Raw genomic sequence first — 16292 nt, 5'->3', positions numbered from 1 at the left:
GACACGGAGATAGAGGGAGCCCGCACATGACGACCGTCGCGCGGCACAAGACCGCGAGGAAGCGGAGCGAACCGGCGGACACGCGCGCGGCCGGGCGCCCGGGGGGCCGGTACGGGGGCCGGCCCCCCGGGGAGCCCCGGGCGATCGGGTGGCTGTACGTCCTGCCCGCCCTGCTGGTGTACGGGGGGTTCCTGCTGTGGCCGCTGATACGCGGCGCGCAGTTCTCGCTGTACGACTGGGACGGCCTCGGGACGGCGGAGTGGGCGGGCCTCTCCAACTACACCAGTACTTGGACCGATCCAGCGCTGCGCGGCGCCTTCGGGCACCTGCTGGTCCTCATCGTGTTCTACTCGGTCTTCCCCTGCTGCATCGCGTTCGTGCTGGTCGGCGCGATGTCCCGGACGAAGATCCGCGGTCTGGTGTTCTTCCGGACCGTGCTGTTCCTGCCGCAGGTGATCGCGATGGTCGCGGTCGCGGTGGCGTGGCGGTGGGTGTACTCCGAGGACGGCCCGATCAACACCGTCCTCGGCTGGCTGCACAGCGCGGGCCTGCCCGACTGGCGGCACGGCTGGCTCGGCGACTTCACCTTCGCGCTGCCCGCCGTCGGCCTCGTCGGGACGTGGGTCGGGATCGGGCTGGCGCTGGTGCTGTTCCTCGCCGGGGTGCAGAAGATCCCGAGGGAGCTGTACGAGGCGGCGCGGATCGACGGCGCCGGCGCCGTCCGTGAGTTCCTCACCGTCACGCTGCCCGCGCTGCGCCGCGAGCTGGCGGTGGCGCTGACGCTGACCACGATCATGGCGATCCGCAACTTCGACCTGATCTACATGGCCACCGAGGGCGGGCCGGGCGACGCCACGAAGGTGCCCGCCTACGAGGTCTACAACCGCACGTTCAACACCGGCGAGGTCGGGCTCGGATGCGCCATCGGCGTGACGCTGGCGGTGCTGGCCTTCGCCGTCACCGCCGGGATCGGCCGCCTGGTGGAAGGGAAGGACGCATGAACCCGCGGGGGGAACGGATCTTCAACCACGCGCTCCTCGCCGTGTTCGCGGTGATCGCGGTGTTCCCGATGATCGGCGTGGTGACGCAGGCGCTGAAGCTGCCGGACGACGTGGACTTCTCCTCGTTCGGGACGGCCTGGCGGGAGGGGCACTTCGCCACCTACCTGCGCAACAGCCTCATCGTCACCGCGTGCACCGTCGTGATCGCGGCGATCCTGTCGATCATGGCCGGATACGCGCTCGGCGCGATGAGGTTCCGGGGTGCCTCGGCGCTGTTCCTGGTCTTTCTCGCCGGATTGACGATCCCGACCGAGGCGGTCGTCGTGCCGCTCTATTTCGACCTCCGGTCGATGGGCCTCGACAACACCTATGCCGGGCTGATCCTGCCGCAGGTCGCGATGTCGGTCGCGTTCGGCACGTTCTGGATGCGCGCCTACTTCCGCAGCATCCCGCCCTCCCTGCTGGAGGCCGCGCGCATCGACGGCGCGTCGAGCTGGACCACGCTGTGGCGGGTGCTGGTGCCGATCGGCCGCCCCGCCATCCTCACCATGCTGCTGCTCACCACCATGTGGACCTGGAACGAGTTCCTGCTCCCGCTGGTGATCATCAATTCGGACGAGGCGCTGCGCACCGCGCCTCTCGGTCTGTCCTTCTTCCAGGGCACGCACAAGACCGACTACTCGCTGCTCATGGCGGGCGCGCTCATCATCGCCGCGCCCATCGTGATCGTTTATGTCTTCCTGCAACGACAGTTCATCGCAGGAATGCTCTCGGGGGCCATCAAGGAGTAGGGAAAGTAAAGGAGAGTTCACTTGCGAAGACTCGCCCTACCCGCCGTCCTTTCCGCCGCGCTCGCGGCGTCCGCCCTCGCGTTGGCGTCCCCGCCCGCGCAGGCGGCGCCCGCACCGGCCGGCGCGCCGTCCGCACCGGGCGGCGCCCCGTCCGGTGACGGGAGGCTGGACGTCCTGTTCGTCGGGGCCCACCCCGACGACGAGGCCGGGACGCTGTCCACGCTCGGCCAGTGGAACGAGTTCGACAAGGCCAGGACCGGCGTCCTCACCGTCACGCGCGGCGAGGGCGGCGGCAACGCGTCCGGGAACGAGGAGGGGCCACCGCTCGGCCTGCTCCGTGAGAACGAGGAGCGGCGCGCCGTCGGCAAGGCGGGCGTCACCGACATCCACTACCTCGACAAGGTCGACTTCTACTACACGGTGAGCACCCCGCTCACCGCGAAGACCTGGGACCACGACAAGTCGCTGGAGAAGGTCGTCCGGCTGGTCCGCGAGACGCGGCCCAAGGTGATCGTCACCATGGTGCCCGCGCCGCTGCCGGGCCAGCACGGCAACCACCAGATGGCGGCGCGCCTGGCGACCGAGGCCTACTTCGCCGCGGCCGACCCGAAGGCGTACCCCGCGCAGCTCCGCGAGGAGGGGCTGAGCACCTGGGCGCCCGGACGGATCTTCCAGACCGGCGGCGCGTCCGGGCCCACGGGCGCCGCGTGCGCCACCGACCTGAAGCCGTCCCGGCCGGGGACGCTCGTGCGCGGCGTGTGGGGAGGCCGCGCGTCCGCCCGCAACGGCGGCAAGACGTGGGCGCAGGTCGAGCGCGAGGCCCAGCGCACCTACGTGAGCCAGGGCTGGGGCGGTTTCCCGGACGTGCCGTCCGACCCGTCCAAGATCGGCTGTGACTTCTTCACCCAGATCCACAGCCGGGCGCCGTTCACGCTGGGCAACACGGGCCCGACGGCGATGCTGGAGGGCGCGGTGCTGCCGGGTAAGGGCGGGCTTCCGCTCGGCACCGGCTTCTCACTGACCACCCAGTCGCTCGGGGTCACGCCCGGCGCCGGGTTCAAGGTGACCGCTCATGCCGTCGCGGAGCGCTCGCTGCGCGGGGCGAAGGCCGCGCTGTCGGTCCCCGCCGGTTGGAAGGTCGCGGGTTCGGGCGACCTCGGCACGGTGGGCACGAAGGAGCGGACCGCGACGTTCACGGTCACGCCTCCGGCCGGGACCGCCGCCGGGCGCGTCCAGCTCGCCGCGACCCTCACCGCCGGGAAGGCCACGGGCCAGGCCACGACGCAGGTCGAAGTGCAGCCCGCCGTCACCGGGACGATGGAGCCGCTGCCGCGCGTCTCCGACTTCGACTCCTGGGCGGCCAAGACCGGCGTCCAGTCCCTCACCGGGCAGGTCAAGCCGGTGCTGTCGCTGGCGTCCGGCAAGTCCCGCAAGGTCCGGGTGGACCTCGCGAACACGACCGCGTCCGCCCAGTCGGGCACGGTCCGGCTCGACCTGCCGAAGGGCTTCGCGGCCGACGAGCCGTCCAAGCCCTACACGCTCGCGGCCGGCGCCAAGGGCTCGGCCACCTTCACCGTCACCAACACCGACGCCTCGCTGCCCACCTCCAACGAGGGCGGCACCGGCGGCGACTACGACGTGACCATCACGACGACGCCGTCCTCGGGCGCCGCCGACGTGCAGAAGGGCGGCCTGGAGCTCGTCCCGACCTCCGTCCTGCCGAAGGCGGCCGGCGCCCCGGCCGTGGACGGCAAGGAGGCGGCCGGCGAGTACCCCGGACCCGAGCTGAACCTCTCCCGCGTGTGGGAGGGCGACGCGTGCGCCTCGGCGGACGACTGCTCGGCGACCGGCAAGGTCACCTGGACCGACGACGCGCTGTACCTGCTCGTCAAGGTCCGTGACGACAAGCAGGGGACCGTGCTCGGCGCGGACGACTGCAAGCGGCACTGGCGGAGCGACTCGGTCGAGATCGCGATCGACCCGCGCGGCGACTCCGAGAACACCTCCACCACGTTCAAGACCGGCATCTTCCCCCGGATGTCCGACGGCAAGCCGTGCTTCGAGCGCGACGCCGACGCGCACCAGGGCGGGCCCGAGACCGCGCCCGGGATGCAGGTGGCCTCGACGGTCGCCGACCCCTACGACGGGTACGTGATCGAGACGAAGATCCCCTTCAAGGCGCTGCCGACCGCCGTGGACCCGGCGCGGATGGGCCTGAACATCTTCGTGTACGACTCCGACACCCAGGACAAGACCGGCCAGACCCGTATCGGCTGGTCCACCTGGGGCGGCGTGCAGGGCGACCCGTACCGCTGGGGCCTGGTGTCCCTGCCCGGGCACACCCCGCCCGCCGGGATGCCGACCACGCCTCCGGAGCCGGTCATGCCGACCGACGCGGCGTCCTCGGTGAACTCGCCGGAGTCGATCCTGCAGGCCGTGCGGACGGGCGTCCCGCTCGCCGCCGGCCCCGAAGCGCCCCGCTCGGACACGGCGCGGATCACCGGGAGGCCGAAGCCCTCCGGCGGTTCGGTCAGCGTCAGGCTGCGGGCCACCGGGCCCGGCACGGCGAACCTCCAGGTGTGGGACGGCAAGGTGCTCGGCACGAAGAAGGTCGAGATCACCCGCGCGGGCGTCCAGACCGTGGCGGTCCCGGGCACGAGCGGCGTGGTGACCCTCGCCTTCGAGGCGCGGAAGGGGGGCACGGCGAGCGACGTCGCCAGCATCAGGTGACATGACACCGTCGCGCCGGGTCGCGGGTTCGCGGCCCGGCGCGGCGGTGCCCTACTTGCCGACGAGCGTGTGCGAGAAGGCGTAGCGGTCCGCGCGGTAGACGTGGGTGCCGAACTCGACGGCGGCGCCCGTGTCGTCGTAGGCGGTGCGGGTCATCGTGAGCAGCGGCGTGCCGCGCCGCTCGTCGAGCAGCCGCGCCTCGGCCGTGGTCGCGGCGCGCGCGCCGATCGTCTGGTGCGCGATCCGCAGGTTCACGCCCGCGTCCCGGAGCGTCTCGTACAGGCCGTGCTCGGTGAGCCGCTCGGCGGTGACCTCGACGAGGCCCGCCGGGAGGTGGTTGGTCATCAGCGCGAGCGGCTCGCCGCCGGTGAGCCGCAGCCGGTGCACCCGCAGCACCTCGGTGCCCGCCGCGACGCCGAGCTGCCCCGCGACCTCCTCGGACGCGGCGACCGGGCCGAGCGCCAGCACCTTGGTGCCGGGCTCGGCCCCGGCGGCGGCGAGGTCGTCGTAGAGGCTGGACAGCTCGATCGGCCGCCGCACCCGGGGCTGGACGACCTGCGTGCCCACCCCGCGCCTGCGCACGACCAGGCCCTTGTCCACCAGGTGCTGGATCGCCTGCCGGACGGTCGGCCGCGACAGCCGGTACCGGGCCGCCAGCTCCAGCTCGTTCTCCAGCCGCGTGCCGGGCGGCAGATCGCCCGCCCGGATGGCCTCCTCAAGCTGGCGGGCCACCTGGAAGTAGAGCGGGACGGGGCTGCCGCGATCCAGCTTCACGGTGGGTCCGTGCACGTCAGGACTCCTTCGCCTTGATCGCGACGAGGATAGCGGACGCGGTCTCGGTAGGGGCTAAAGTCCTTATGTCAGGACATACTGTTGACAGAAATTGGAGCGTTCCATGAAACTCGGCAGAGGCAACGGGAGGGGGACCGTATGAGGGTCGGGCTGGCCGGTGTGGGCCGGATCGGGGCCGGGCACGCGGAGACGCTGCGCGGCCTGGTCGAGGAGGTGGTCGTCGCCGACGCGGACGCCGGGCGTGCGCGCGAGGTGGCCGACAAGCTCGGCGTGGACCGGTCCGACTCCGTCGACGCGCTGTTCGGCGCCGGGCTGGACGCGCTGGTGGTCGCCACGCCGACCGCCGCGCACGCGCCGCTGGTGGTGCGCGCGGTCGAGGCGGGCCTGCCCGTGTTCGTCGAGAAGCCGGTCGCGGCCGACCTCGATGGAACGATCCAGACGCTGGCGGCCGTCCGGGACTCGGGGGTTTCGGTCCAGGTCGGATTCCAGCGCCGCTTCGACCCCGGGCACGTCGCCGCGCGCGACGCGGTCCGCTCGGGCAGGCTGGGCTGGGTGCACACCGTCCGCTCGCTCACGCTCGACCCGGCGCCGCCGCCGGACGCCTACATCCCGACCTCGGGCGGGCTGTTCCGGGACTGCTCGGTGCACGACTTCGACGCCGTCCGCTTCGTCACCGGCCGCGCCGTCACCGAGGTCACCGCGGCCGGCGCCCAGCGCGGCGCGCCGGTGTTCGCCGAGTCCGGCGACGTCTCGACCGGCTCGGCCGTCCTCACCCTGGACGACGGCACGCTCGCGGTCGTCTCCGCGAGCCGCTACAACGCGGCCGGGTACGACGTCCGCCTGGAGGTCCTCGGCTCCGAGGACGGCGTGGTCGTCGGCCTGGACGACCGCACCCCGCTCGCCCCGTCCGGGGTGGGCTTCCGCCCCGCCGGCCCCCCGCACACCGGGTTCCTGGAGCGCTTCGCCGACGCCTACGCCGCCGAGCTGCGCGCGTTCGTCGACATGGTGAACGCGGGTACGGAGAGCCCATGTCCACCCGAAGAGAGCCTGGAGGCGTTCTACGTGGCCGAGGCATGTGACATCTCCCGCCGCGAACGGCGTTCCGTCACGATCGAGGAGGTCCGGCGATGATCGCCGCGTCCCGTGTCGCCGCCGCCCCGATCTCCTGGGGCGTCTGCGAGGTCCCCGGCTGGGGCCACCAGCTCGCCGCCGGGCGCGTCCTGGCCGAGATGCGCGACCTCGGCGTCGCCGCGACCGAGTTCGGACCCGACGGGTTCCTCCCGTCCGACCCGGGGGAGCGGGCGGCGCTGCTCGGCTCCTACGGGCTGCGGCCCGTGGGCGGGTTCGTCCCGCTCGTCCTGCACGACCCCGGCCGCGACCCGCTGCCGGAGCTGTCGCGCGCGCTCGACTCGTTCGGCGAGCCGGGCGCGACCGTCGTGCTCGCCGCCACCACCGGCCTGGACGGCTACGACGAGCGGCCCGTCCTCGGCCCCGAGCACTGGAGCGCGCTGCTCACCAACCTCGGCCGCGCCACCGGGCACGCCGCCGATCGCGGCCACCGCGCGGTGCTGCACCCGCACGTCGGCACGGTCGTGGAGACCCGCGAGGAGGTCGGCCGCGTGCTGGACGGCTCGGACGCCGCGCTCTGCCTGGACACCGGGCACCTGCTCATCGGCGGCACCGACCCGCTGGAGCTGGCCCGCGCGTCCGCCGGCCGCGTCGCGCACGTCCACCTGAAGGACGTGGACGCCGCGCTGGCCCGGCGCGTCCAGACCGGCGACATCGGCTACACCGCCGCCGTCCGGGAGGGGATCTACCGCCCGCTCGGGCAGGGCGACATCGACATCACCGGCATCATCGACGCGCTGGAGGGCGTGGGCTACAACGGCTGGTACGTGCTGGAGCAGGACATGGTCCTGGACGCCGAGCCCGACCCGTCCGCCGGTCCCGCCCGCGACGTCCGCGCCTGCCTCGACTTCCTGGCGGCGGCATGACGCACGACCTGATCACCATGGGGCGGGTCAGCGTCGACGTCTACCCGCTCCAGACCGGCGTCCCGCTGGAGGAGGTCGAGTCGTTCGGCAAGTACCTCGGCGGCAGCCCGACCAACGTCGCGGTCGCCGCCGCCCGGTACGGCCACCGGACGGCCGTCATCACGCGCACCGGAGCCGACCCGTTCGGCCGCTTCGTCCACCGCGCGCTCGCCGGGTACGGGGTGGACGACCGGTTCGTCACCGACGTCCCCGGGCTCCCGACGCCGCTGGCGTTCTGCGAGATCTTCCCGCCCGACGACTTCCCGCTGTACTTCTACCGCTACCCCAAGGCGCCCGACCTGGAGATCCACGGCCACGAGCTGGACCTCGACGCGATCGCCGGGGCGCGGATCTTCTGGGCGACCGTCACGAGCCTGTCGCAGGAGCCCAGCCACGGCAGCACGCTCGCCGCGATGGCCGCGAACACCGGCACGACCGTCCTGGACCTGGACTGGCGCCCGATGTTCTGGGAGTCGCGGGACGAGGCGCGCGAGCGCGTCGGCCGCGCCCTCGACCACGCCACCGTGGCGATCGGGAACCTGGAGGAGTGCGAGCTGGCCGTCGGCGAGCGCGAGCCGCACGCCGCCGCGCGGGCGCTGCTGGAGCGCGGCGTGTCGATCGCCATCGTCAAGCAGGGGCCGCGCGGCACGCTGGCCGCCACGGCCGAGGAGGTCGTCGAGGTGCCGCCGACGCCGGTCGAGGTCGTCAACGGCCTCGGCGCGGGCGACGCGTTCGGCGGCGCCGTCTGCCACGGCCTGCTGGACGGCTGGGACCTCGCCCGCACGCTCCGCTTCGCGAGCGCCGCCGGGGCGCTGGTCGCCTCCCGCCTGGCCTGCGCCGACGCGATGCCCACCGAACCGGAGGTCGAGGAACTGATGGAGAAGACCCAGCAGGGGGAGGCGCCGCGTTGACCGGGACCTTCGCCGAACGGCTCGCCGGCGTGATCGAGACGCGCGCGACGCGGCCCGGGGCGGTCGCGGAGGCCGCCGCGAACCGGCGGCGGCCGGCCGCGCCGCCCGCCCGGCTGATGATCATCGCGGCGGACCATCCGGCGCGCGGCGCGCTGCGCGCCGGGGACGACCCGCTCGCCATGGGCGACCGGGGCCGGCTGCTGGAGCGGATGTGCGCCGCGCTCGCCCGTCCCGGCGTGGACGGCGTGCTCGGCACCCCCGACGTCATCGAGGACCTGCTGCTCCTCGGCGCGCTGGACGGCAAGGTCGTGCTCGGGTCGATGAACCGGGGCGGGCTCGCCGGCTCGGCGTTCGAGATCGACGACCGGTTCACCGGGTACACCCCGGCCGCGATCGCGGCGGCCGGGCTGGACGGCGGCAAGATGCTGCTGCGCGTCGACCTGGAGGACCCGGCGACCGCGCGGACGCTGGAGTCGTGCGCGCACGCGGTCACGGGCCTCGCCGAGCACGGGCTGATGGCGATGGTGGAGCCGTTCCTGTCGACGCGGGCGGGCGGCGGGAGGGTCCGCAACGTGCTGACGCCGGAGGCGATGATCCAGGTGATGTCGATCGCCTCGGGGCTCGGCGCGACGTCGGCCCACACGTGGCTGAAGGTCCCGGTGGTGGACCGGATGGAGGAGGTCATGGCGGCTTCGACGCTGCCCGCCGTCCTGCTCGGCGGCGAGGTGCCCGCCGATCCGGACGCGGCGCTCGCCGGATGGGCGAAGGCGCTGGCGCTGCCGTCCGTCCGCGGCCTGGTGGTGGGGCGCACGCTGCTGTACCCGCCGGACGACGACGTCGCCGCCGCCGTGGACGCCGCGGTGGGGCTGCTGTGAGCGCCCCGGAGGTCTCGCTGGAGATCACGCCGGACGGCGCGGGCTGGACGTACTCGGGCCTGCGCGTCCTCACGCTCGCGCCGGGGGAGGAGGCGGTGCTGGAGACCGGCGGCGCCGAGACCCTCGTGCTGCCGCTCGCCGGGTCGTGCGCGGTCACCATCGAGGCCGACGGCGGCACGGAGACCTTCGACCTCGAAGGCCGTCCCGACGTGTTCTCCCGGGTGACCGACTTCGCCTACGCGCCCCGCGAAGCGGCACTGCGGGTCGTCTCGCGGGACGGCGGGCGGTTCGCGCTGCCCTCGGCCCGCTGCGAGCGGCGGCTGCGGCCCCGCTACGGCCCGGCCGAGGACGTGCCGGTCGAGCTGCGCGGGGCCGGGCGGATGGCGCGGCAGGTCACCAACTTCTGCACGCCGGACGCGTTCGAGGCCGACCGGCTGATCGCCTGCGAGGTGCTGACGCCGGGCGGCAACTGGTCGTCCTACCCGCCGCACAAGCACGACGAGGACACCCCGGACGAGTCCGTGCTGGAGGAGATCTACTACTTCGAGGTCGCGGACGCGCCGGACGGCGGCCCCGGCATGGGCTACCAGCGCGTCTACGGCAGCACCGACGTGCTGGAGGAGGTCCGCACCGGTGACGCGGTGCTGATCCCGCACGGCTGGCACGGCCCGTCGATGGCGGTGCCCGGCTACGACCTGTACTACCTGAACGTGATGGCGGGGCCGGGCGAGCGCGTCTGGAAGATCTGCGACGACCCGGCGCACGCCTGGATCCGCGGCACCTGGCCGGACCTGCCGCCCGACCCGAGGCTGCCGATGACGTCGGCGGCCGGACGCCGCGGGCACCTGGAGGGAGAACGATGACCGCGACCGAGCGGCTCACCGTCGGGCAGGCGGTCGTCCGCTTCCTGGCGAACCAGTGGACCGAGCGCGACGGCGAGCGCCGCCGCTTCTTCGCCGGCTGCTTCGGCATCTTCGGCCACGGCAACGTGGCGGGCCTCGGCCAGGCGCTGCTCCAGGACGACTCCCTGCCCTACCGCGCCGCGCGCAACGAGCAGGCGATGGTGCACGCGGCGGTCGGGTACGCGCGGATGCACGACCGGCTCCGCGCGTACGCGTGCACGACGTCGGTCGGGCCGGGCGCGACGAACATGGTGACGGGCGCGGCGCTCGCGACGATCAACCGGATCCCGGTGCTGCTGCTGCCCGGCGACGTGTTCGCGACCCGGGTCGCGAACCCGGTGCTCCAGGAGCTGGAGGACGCGCGGTCCTACGACGTGTCGGTGAACGACTGCTTCAAGCCGGTGTCGCGGTACTGGGACCGGATCAACCGTCCCGAGCAGCTCCCCGCCGCGCTGCTCGCGGCCATGCGGGTGCTGACCGACCCGGCCGAGACCGGCGCGGTCACGCTCGCGCTGCCGCAGGACGTGCAGGCCGAGGCGCACGACTGGCCGGTGGAGCTGTTCGCCGAGCGGACCTGGCGGGTCCCGCGCGCCGTCCCCGAGCCCGCCGCGCTGGAGGAGGCGGCGGCGCTGCTGCGGACGGCCGAGCGGCCGCTGATCGTCGCGGGCGGCGGCGCCATCTACTCCGGCGCGACCGCCGAGCTGGCCGCGCTCGCCGCCGAGACCGGCATCCCGGTCGCGGAGACGCAGGCGGGCAAGGGCTCGCTGCCGTGGGACCACCCCGCCTCGGTCGGCGCGGTCGGCGCGACGGGCACGACCGCCGCCAACGCGCTGGCCCGCGAGGCCGACGTCGTGCTCGGCGTCGGCACCCGCTACAGCGACTTCACCACCGGCTCGCGGACGGCGTTCGCGCGCCCCGGCGTCCGGTTCGTGAACCTCAACGTCGCCGCGCCGGACACCGCCAAGCACGCGGGCGTCCCGCTGCTCGCCGACGCCCGCGCCGGGCTCGCCGCGCTGCGGGTCGCGCTGGGCGGCCACGCGGTCGCCGCGTCCTACCGGCGCGAGACCGCCGCGCTGGCCGGGCGCTGGAACGCCGCCGTCGACCACGCCTACGGCCTCGGCCACGGCCCGCTCCCGGCCCAGTCGGAGATCATCGGCATCGTCAACGAGGTGAGCGGACCGCGCGACGTCGTGGTGTGCGCGGCCGGGTCGATGCCCGGCGACCTGCACAAGCTGTGGCGGACGCGCGACCCGAAGGGCTACCACGTCGAGTACGGCTACTCCTGCATGGGCTACGAGATCGCCGGTGGCCTCGGCGTGAAGCTCGCCGCGCCCGACCGGGAGGTGTTCGTCCTCGTCGGCGACGGCTCGTACCTGATGATGGCGCAGGAGCTGGTCACCGCCGTCGCGGACGGCGTGAAGCTCGTCGTCGTGCTCGTCCAGAACCACGGGTTCGCCTCGATCGGCAACCTGTCGGAGTCGGTCGGCGCGGAGCGCTTCGGCACCCGGTTCCGGCTGCCCGGCGACCTCGCCGCGAACGCCGCCGCGCTCGGCGCCGATGTGCTGCGCGCCACCACCGCCGGCGAGTTCCGCACCGCGCTCACGCGGGCGCGGGACTCGTCCCGGACGACGGTCGTGCACGTGGAGACGGACCCGACCGTGCCCGCGCCCGACAGCGAGTCCTGGTGGGACGTGCCGGTCGCGGAGGTCTCGACGCTGGAGTCCACGGCGCGGGCCCGCGCCGTCTACGAGGAGGGCAAGAAGGCGCAGCGCCCCCTGATCTGAAGGTTTTCCGAGTTCTGAGCGGGCCCGCCCCTGGCGGGCCCGCCTTGTCGTTCCTGGCCGGTTTCATGGTGAATCCGTGGTGAAGATCGCCTATCGCTCGTGAAACGGCGAGAACGCGCGCTTCCGGCGTTATGATCCCTGCGGTGACGATCTTTCGCCCCGCATGCCGCTCCCTGGGGGAGGTGCCGCGTTGACCGAGCCCGGCATCGAGCCGTACACGCCGGACGTGGATACCCCGAATGCTGCCCGAATGTACGATTATTACCTGGGCGGTAAGGACAATTACCCCGCCGACCGCGAGGCCGCCGAGAAGATCATGGCGCTCGGCCCGAGCCGCGACATCTGCGTGGCCAACCGGCGTTTCCTCGGACGCTCCGTCCGGCTGGCGGCCGAGCAGGGCATCCGCCAGTTCCTCGACCTCGGAACGGGTCTTCCCACGCAGGACAACGTCCACGAGGTCGCCAAGAGCGTCGTCCCGGACGCCCATGTGGTCTACGTCGACTACGACCCCGTGGTCCTGACGCACGCGCGGGCGCTGCGGGCGATCGACGACACCACGACCGTCGTCTCCAAGGACATCCGGCGGCCCGGCGAGATCCTCGGGCACCCGGACGTGCGGCGCCTGATCGACTTCTCCGAACCGGTCGCGGTGATGTTCGTGGCGATCCTGCACTGCCTCACCGACGACGAGGACCCGTGGGGAGTCGTCGGTGAGTTCACGGCGCCGCTGGCGCCGGGCAGCCACCTGATCGTCTCCCATCTGACCGACGACGCGCACCCGGAGGAGGGCGCCGCCGCGCGCGAGGTCTACCAGGGCGCGACGGCTCCGCTGGTCCACCGCTCGCACGCGGCCATCTCCCGTTTCTTCACGGGATTCGACCTGGTGGAGCCCGGGGTGACGCAGGTGAACGAATGGCGGCCCGACGGCGAGGCGGACCGCACCCGTCCCGGTGGCGAATGGTTCTACGTGGGAGTCGGACGCAGAAGATGAGAGCGCATCACGCGGTGGCCGCGGCCGCCCTCGGCATGGCGTTGCTGGCGGCGGGCTGTTCCGACCCGAACGACGGGGAGAAGAAGAGCGAGGGGAAGAATGCCAAGCACATCGCGTTCTTCGGGTTCGCCAAGGCCAACTCGTTCACGGTCGCGACGTTCGACGGCGTGAAACAGCAGGCCGGAAAGTCGGGCGCGACGGCGGAGTTCTTCGACTCGGCGTTCGACGCCCAACTCCAGGTGCGGCAGATCCAGGACGCGGTGACCGCGAAGCGCTTCGGCGTGTTCGTCGTGCAGGCCAACGACGGGACGGCGGTGTTCCCCGCCGTCCGCGCGGCCGTGCGGGAGGGCATCGCGGTCGTCGTGCAGTTCACTCCGGTCGGCACCCGGTACGACACCGAGCAGCCGCAGGTGCCCGGCGCGGTCTCGCTGGTCGACGTGCCCGCCCGCAACGGCCGCCGGCTCGGCGAGCTGGGCGCGGCCGCCTGCGCGAGCCGCAAGGCGAAGTCGTGCGAGGTCGCCTACCTGGAGGGCATGAAGACGCTGCCGCTGGACAACGCCCGCACGCAGGCGGTCGTGTCCACGCTCAAGAACTCCCCGGGCGTGAAGGTGCTCCCGACGGTCGAGGGCGGCTACACCAAGGACTCCGGGCGCAAGGCCATGCAGGACGTGCTCCAGGCCCACCCGGACGTGCAGGTCGTGCTCGGCTCGTCGCAGGCGCTGCTCGGCGCCGAGGGCGTCGCCAGGGGCAAGAAGATCCTCTACGTCGGCAACGGCGCGTCGCGGCAGGCGGTCGCGGCCGTCCGTGAGGGCCGCTGGTTCGGCATCCCGTACCTGCCGGTGCGGACGGCGGGCGCCAAGGCCGCCGAGCTGGGCCTCGCGAAGGCGGCCGGGCAGAACGTGCCGGCGGCCGTCGACATGGCCTCGCTCGTGCCGGACGAGGGCAGGCTCACCAAGGCCACGCTCCCCGGCGTCACCGGCGAGTACGACGAGTAGCCGGGGCATGGACGTCGCGCTCGACCGGATCGGCAAGAGCTACGGCGGGACGGCCGTCCTGCGCGAGGTGACGCTGGATCTGCCCGGCGGGCGGGTCCACGGCGTCGTGGGGGAGAACGGCGCGGGCAAGAGCACGCTCGCGCGGGTGCTGTGCGGGGCGGTCCGTCCGGACTCCGGGCGCGTCACGGTCGACGGCGCGCCCGTCCGGCTCCGGGCGCCCCGGGACGCGCTGCGCCACGGCATCGCGCTCGTCACGCAGGAGGGCGCGATCGTCCCGGGGCTGAGCGTCCTCGACAACGTCTTCCTGGGCACCCCGCACGCCACCCGGAGGCGGGAGCGGTTCGCCGCGCTCCTCGACCGCACCGGCTTCGACCTGCCCGCCGCCGCGCGGGCCGGGGACCTGCCGCTCGTCCAGCGGCAGCGGACCGAGATCCTGCGCGCGCTCGCCCACGGCGCGCGGCTCCTCGTGCTGGACGAGCCGACCGCGCTGCTGCCCCGCACCGACGCCGCGCTGCTGCTCGCCCTCGCCCGCCGCCTCGCCGCCGACGGAACCGGGATCGTGCTCATCTCCCACCGGCTGGAGGAGGTCCTGGACGGCTGCGACACCGTCACCGTCCTGCGCGACGGGCGGCACGTCTCCACCGCGCCCGCCGCCGACCGCACCGCAGGCGGCCTGCTGGAGGAGATCGCCGGACGCCCCGTCGAGACCCGCTACCCCGAGCCGGAGCCCGTCCCCGCCGGCTCGCCGGTGCTCCTGGAGGCCCGGGAGCTGTCCAGGGGCGACGCCGTGCGCGGGGTGTCGTTGCGGGTCAGGGCCGGGGAGATCGTCGGGCTCGCGGGCCTGGTCGGCAGCGGGCGCACCGAGACGCTCCGGCTGCTGTTCGGCGCCGACCGCCGGGACTCCGGCGAGGTGCGCGTCGCCGGACGGCCGCTGCGGGCCCGGGGCGGACCGGCGGCGGCGATCGCGCTCGGCATGGCGCTCGTGCCCGAGTCGCGCGCCGAGCACGGGCTCGTTCTGGTCAGGCCCACCACCGAGAACCTGCGCATGACCGCGCTGCCGGGCCGCCGCCCCCTGCGCGTCGTGCGTAGGGGCGCCGAGCGGCGCGCCGCCCAGGCCACCGCCGACGGCCTCGGCGTCCGCGGCACCGGCCTCGACCGGCCCGCGTGGACGCTGTCGGGCGGCAACCAGCAGCGCGCGGTCTTCGGCAAGTGGCTCGTCCGCCGCCCCCGCGTCCTGCTCGCCGACGAGCCGACCCGCGGCGTGGACGTCGCCGCCAAGGCCCAGATCCACCGGCTGGTCACCGACCTCGCGGCGCGGGGGACGGCGGTGCTCGTCGCCTCCTCGGAGGTCGAGGAGGTGCTCGGGCTCGCGCACCGCGTGCTGGTCATGCGCGGCGGCGCGATCGCGGGGGAGTGCCCGCGCGGCGCGGCGCGCGCCGGGGACGTCCTCGCGCTCGCGGGCCTGCGGTGAGGACGCTCCGCGACCACGGCGTGGTGGTGGCCCTCGCCGCGCTCGTCCTCGCGCTGTCGCTGTCCACCGACACGTTCCTGACCAAGGGCAACCTGGTCAACCTCCTCGACCAGGCCGTCGTCGTCGGGCTGCTGGCCTGCGGCATGACGCTGTGCGTCGTCTGCGGGGTGTTCGACCTCGCCTGCGGCGCCGTCCTCGCGGTGAGCGCGGTCGTCGCCGTCATCGTCACCCGGTCGGCGGGCGTCCCCGCCGGATACGCGGCGGGCGTCGCGACCGGGGCCCTGATGGGGACGGCCACCGGGCTCGCCGTCGTGCTGTCGCGCGTCCACTCCTTCATCGCGACGCTCGCGCTCAGCATCGTCTACCGGGGCCTCGCCGTCGTGATCACCGGCGGCGCCATCGTCTACCCGCGCGCCGCGCAGCTCGACGCGTTCCAGATGATCGGCTGGCCCACCGCGCTCGGCGGGATCACCGCCGCGACCCTCGTGCTCGCGGGCGTCGCCGCCGCGGCCACGGTGCTGCTGTCGGCGACCGCGTTCGGACGGAGCGTCCACGCCGTCGGCGGCAACCCCGAGGCGGCGCGGCTGTCGGGGATCAGGACCGGGCCCGTGCGGGTCGCGGTGTTCGCCGCCAGCGGCGCCTGCGCCGGGACGGCCGGGCTCGTCATGGCCGCCCGGGGCGGCTCCGCCCAGCCCGGCATCGGGAACCTGCTGGAGCTGACCGCGATCGCCGCCGTCGTCCTCGGCGGCACCAGCATCCTCGGCGGCGAGGGCGCGGTGTGGCGCGGCATGGTCGGCGTGCTGATCCTCACGCTCATCTCCAACGGCTTCAACCTGCTCGGCTGGAACCCCACCTACAAGCAGGTCATCGAGGGCCTGCTGATCCTTTCCGCCGTGACCCTCGACCAGGCCCTGCGCCGCCGCGAGACCTGACGTCCCCGCCGGGTGCCGCGCGGCGCCGTGCGCTTGACAAATGGGTGAGCGCTCACTCAGTCTGGAGGCGGGGCGCTCACCCGC

At 73.9% G+C, this 16292-nt stretch carries 14 protein-coding genes; 13 read left to right on the top strand and 1 reads right to left on the bottom strand.

The window, feature by feature from the left end; genetic code table 11:
- Positions 1-26 precede the first annotated feature (26 nt).
- Genes GNZ18_RS23335 through GNZ18_RS23325 form a run of 3 tightly spaced genes read left to right on the top strand, consistent with a single transcriptional unit; the run spans position 27 to position 4522 of the window.
- Complete coding sequence (locus GNZ18_RS23335; RefSeq protein ID WP_156218661.1) at positions 27-1001, top strand: carbohydrate ABC transporter permease; 975 nt, start codon at positions 27-29, stop codon at positions 999-1001.
- Positions 998-1792 (top strand): carbohydrate ABC transporter permease, encoded by a 795-nt coding sequence (locus GNZ18_RS23330; protein ID WP_156218660.1) that lies wholly within the window; start codon positions 998-1000, stop codon positions 1790-1792. The genes GNZ18_RS23335 and GNZ18_RS23330 overlap by 4 nt, the downstream gene beginning before the upstream one ends.
- A 21-nt stretch (positions 1793-1813) precedes the next feature.
- Positions 1814-4522: a sugar-binding protein gene (locus GNZ18_RS23325; RefSeq protein ID WP_156218659.1), complete on the top strand. Its 2709-nt coding sequence runs from the start codon at positions 1814-1816 to the stop codon at positions 4520-4522.
- Between the two features lie 51 nt (positions 4523-4573).
- Here the strand turns inward: GNZ18_RS23325 and GNZ18_RS23320 are convergent, their stop codons facing one another.
- Entirely contained in the window at positions 4574-5311 is a 738-nt protein-coding gene (locus tag GNZ18_RS23320; protein WP_242889742.1) for a GntR family transcriptional regulator, read from the bottom strand.
- Positions 5312-5452: 141 nt separating this feature from the next.
- On the opposite strand from GNZ18_RS23320, the gene GNZ18_RS23315 reads away from it, so the two are divergent.
- The 10 genes from GNZ18_RS23315 to GNZ18_RS23270 all read left to right on the top strand — a co-directional run bounded on the left by GNZ18_RS23315 (position 5453) and on the right by GNZ18_RS23270 (position 16208).
- Positions 5453-6445 (top strand): Gfo/Idh/MocA family protein, encoded by a 993-nt coding sequence (locus GNZ18_RS23315; protein WP_156218658.1) that lies wholly within the window; start codon positions 5453-5455, stop codon positions 6443-6445.
- Positions 6442-7308: a TIM barrel protein gene (locus GNZ18_RS23310; RefSeq protein WP_156218657.1), complete on the top strand. Its 867-nt coding sequence runs from the start codon at positions 6442-6444 to the stop codon at positions 7306-7308. The genes GNZ18_RS23315 and GNZ18_RS23310 overlap by 4 nt, the downstream gene beginning before the upstream one ends.
- Entirely contained in the window at positions 7305-8258 is a 954-nt protein-coding gene (gene iolC / locus GNZ18_RS23305; protein ID WP_156218656.1) for a 5-dehydro-2-deoxygluconokinase, read from the top strand. The genes GNZ18_RS23310 and iolC overlap by 4 nt, the downstream gene beginning before the upstream one ends.
- Positions 8255-9133, top strand: coding sequence for a Cgl0159 family (beta/alpha)8-fold protein (locus GNZ18_RS23300; RefSeq protein ID WP_156218655.1), 879 nt, complete (start codon positions 8255-8257; stop codon positions 9131-9133). Before iolC ends, GNZ18_RS23300 begins: the two co-directional genes overlap by 4 nt.
- Positions 9130-9996 carry a 5-deoxy-glucuronate isomerase gene (iolB, locus tag GNZ18_RS23295; RefSeq protein ID WP_312874689.1) on the top strand — a complete coding sequence of 289 codons (867 nt, stop codon included), beginning with the start codon at positions 9130-9132 and terminating at the stop codon, positions 9994-9996. The genes GNZ18_RS23300 and iolB overlap by 4 nt, the downstream gene beginning before the upstream one ends.
- Positions 9993-11819, top strand: a complete 1827-nt coding sequence (gene iolD / locus GNZ18_RS23290) for a 3D-(3,5/4)-trihydroxycyclohexane-1,2-dione acylhydrolase (decyclizing) (protein WP_156218653.1) — start codon at positions 9993-9995, stop codon at positions 11817-11819. Before iolB ends, iolD begins: the two co-directional genes overlap by 4 nt.
- 163 nt (positions 11820-11982) lie before the next feature.
- Complete coding sequence (locus GNZ18_RS23285; RefSeq protein ID WP_156218652.1) at positions 11983-12810, top strand: SAM-dependent methyltransferase; 828 nt, start codon at positions 11983-11985, stop codon at positions 12808-12810.
- Complete coding sequence (locus GNZ18_RS23280) at positions 12807-13805, top strand: sugar ABC transporter substrate-binding protein (RefSeq protein ID WP_216651420.1); 999 nt, start codon at positions 12807-12809, stop codon at positions 13803-13805. The genes GNZ18_RS23285 and GNZ18_RS23280 overlap by 4 nt, the downstream gene beginning before the upstream one ends.
- A gap of 7 nt (positions 13806-13812) precedes the next feature.
- Complete coding sequence (locus GNZ18_RS23275; RefSeq protein ID WP_156218651.1) at positions 13813-15276, top strand: sugar ABC transporter ATP-binding protein; 1464 nt, start codon at positions 13813-13815, stop codon at positions 15274-15276.
- The gene (locus tag GNZ18_RS23270) at positions 15273-16208 is read left to right on the top strand and encodes an ABC transporter permease (protein WP_308166325.1); all 936 of its coding nucleotides are present in this window, start codon (positions 15273-15275) and stop codon (positions 16206-16208) included. Before GNZ18_RS23275 ends, GNZ18_RS23270 begins: the two co-directional genes overlap by 4 nt.
- The last annotated feature ends 84 nt before the right edge of the window (positions 16209-16292 follow it).

The sequence above is a fragment of the Actinomadura litoris genome, from assembly GCF_009733595.1.
Classification (GTDB): domain Bacteria; phylum Actinomycetota; class Actinomycetes; order Streptosporangiales; family Streptosporangiaceae; genus Spirillospora; species Spirillospora litoris.
The sequence above is the reverse complement of the archived record's forward strand: the minus strand, read 5'-3'. Positions and strand labels throughout refer to the sequence as shown.